General features: G+C 41.8%; 3 protein-coding genes. All 3 read left to right on the plus strand.

Going from position 1 to position 2,275, the window contains the following annotated elements:
• The coding region (locus U9Q77_10735; GenBank protein MEA3287833.1) for a formylglycine-generating enzyme family protein at positions 1–942 on the plus strand (942 nt) is incomplete at its 5' end.
• Between the two features lie 37 nt (positions 943–979).
• Positions 980–1,540 carry a TlpA disulfide reductase family protein gene (locus tag U9Q77_10740; protein ID MEA3287834.1) on the plus strand — a complete coding sequence of 187 codons (561 nt, stop codon included), beginning with the start codon at positions 980–982 and terminating at the stop codon, positions 1,538–1,540.
• A 240-nt stretch (positions 1,541–1,780) separates the two neighbouring features.
• On the plus strand, positions 1,781–2,218 hold the full coding sequence (gene tnpA, locus U9Q77_10745; protein ID MEA3287835.1) for an IS200/IS605 family transposase: 438 nt from the start codon (positions 1,781–1,783) through the stop codon (positions 2,216–2,218).
• The last annotated feature ends 57 nt before the right edge of the window (positions 2,219–2,275 follow it).

Consider the following 2,275-nt stretch of genomic DNA (forward strand, 5'->3'; position numbering starts at 1 on the left):
GTAAAAGTGGGGATGGCGAGTATAGCTGCACAATTATCTGCAATTATAATTTCGCCAAAAGAGCCTGAACAATCCAATTACATAGTAAGTGGTAATAAAAAACAAGATAAGAAGATTCCAAATAATTTGGGTAAAGTTGACATAACTCTTACTGACGGCCCTATCGGATTAGACAGTATAGAAATAGAGATAGTAAAATCTTTGCTGGGGACAAACATGGTGAAGGTAAAGGGTGGTACATTCATCATGGGTGACAACATGAATTTGGGTGATTCTGATGAACAACCTAATCACAAGGTAACCATAAGTGATTTCTTAATAAGCAAATATGAGGTTACACAGAGACTGTATGAACAAGTCATGGGGGCAAATCCTTCAAGGTTTAAAGGTGAAAGCAATCCCGTGGAGAAAGTCTCCTGGTACGATGCTATCCAATTCTGTAATTTTTTGTCGCAGATTGAAGGGCTTATATCATGCTATTCAATTATTGACGGTGCTGTTACTTGTGACTGGTCTGCCAATGGTTATCGTCTTCCGACAGAAAGTGAGTGGGAATTTTCAGCAAGAAGTGGTGGCCATAATGACTTGACTTTTTCTGGAGCAGCTTTTGAAAGTGATTTAGAAGATTACAGCTGGTTTCGTTTGAACAGTGGTTCCAAAACTCATGAAGTTGGAACGAAATCTCCGAATCGATTTGGATTACATGACATGAGTGGTAATGTCCGAGAATGGTGCTGGGATAGATATGGTAGCTATAATTCTGAAACTCAGAAAAACCCTACTGGAACAGAATATGGACTCTATAATATCGTTCGAGGGGGTAGTTATAGCGGTGCTGCATTTAGGCTGCGAACTTCAGCAAGAGGCCATATCCCCCCTAAAAATAATTGGTACGATATTGGGTTTAGGGTTTTAAGGAATGATCTAAATAAGCAATTATAGGGCAAAGTTGGAACCCTTAGGTACTTGCGGGGAATCTATGAAACAATTTGTAACAATTCAATCGATACGATGCAGTATAGTGATTGTGTTATTTAGTCAGATTGGTCTGGCACAAGAACCTGCCAAACTTAGTGTTAGCGATCCTTCTCCAACATTCTACCTACGCACGCTTGAAGGTGAAAACTTCTTCCTGAGCAAAGAGATCAAACCTGATAGCCCCATCATCCTGGCTTTTTATGCGACTTGGTGTATACCCTGTCGTCAGGAAATACCAGCTCTTGAAAAGATGATGGGTGATCCCAGTCTACAAAACGTCAGATTGTATTATGTGAATGTGGGTGGACTAATGGTTGCTGAGAATGGTGGGGAAGTCACCAAACAGAGAGAAGAGACCGATAAGGTCATGAGATATAGAGACCGTTTTAAAATGACCCACCCCATCCTCATGGATCGCTATGCAATGACAGCCCAGAAGTATGGGGCCGAGTCCTTACCAACCCTCGTTGTCATTGGTGGAGAGGGGAATATAAAATATTTACACCACGGCTATAAACCTGGTGATGAGGTTTTGCTATCACAATTACTGAAGGATCTATAAAAGAGGAATGTTCAGTTTTTTACTCTTGATCTATTAGCGGAAACTATGAATCCAAAACATATTGCACCAACAAAACAGATGATATGGGCAATGTCCCTTTTTCCGCTTGTCACATTGTTTTCTCTAATAGAATATAGTTCCCTCGGCTGTGCCGAGGGGTCTACAAAATAAGCTCTTGCTGTAACCAAGGCAGCATTCGTACCTCAGTGGTGAGCAAACCACAATAAAAAGGAGGTACGAATGAGCCGCTTCAAGAAATTAAGCCATAGTGTATGGGATTGCAAATATCATGTAGTATGGTGTCCCAAGTATCGATTCCGTGTAATGGAGGGTCAGGCAAGATCCTATATTCGAGATGTCTTGAGGGAGCTGTGTCGCAGACATAAAGTTGAGATACTTGAAGGGAATGTTCAGCCCGACCACATCCACATGGTATTGAGCATTCCGCCAAGTTATAGCGTGAGTAGAGTGATGGGCTTTCTGAAAGGGAAGAGTGCCATTCAAATATTTCGTAAATTCAAGAATTTACGAAAGAAATATTATGGCCAGCACTATTGGTCCCGTGGATATTGTGTTTCGACAATAGGTCTTGATGAGGAAACGATCCGGAACTACGTCCGTTGGCAGCAAGACAAGGATCGGGATGAAAACGTTGATCAGGAGGAGCTAAGTTTGTGACAACGCACCCTTAAAGGGTGCTCAGTAATGCCACCCGCTTTGCGGGTGGATATTTAC

The sequence above is a fragment of the Candidatus Neomarinimicrobiota bacterium genome, assembly GCA_034716895.1.
Taxonomy (GTDB): domain Bacteria; phylum Fidelibacterota; class UBA8477; order UBA8477; family JABMPR01; genus JABMPR01.

Coding starts and splice junctions, on each gene's coding strand:
- U9Q77_10740 (MEA3287834.1), top strand. CDS start 980: ATGAAACAATTTGTAACAATTCAATCGATACGATGCAGTATAGTGATT.
- tnpA (MEA3287835.1), top strand. CDS start 1,781: ATGAGCCGCTTCAAGAAATTAAGCCATAGTGTATGGGATTGCAAATAT.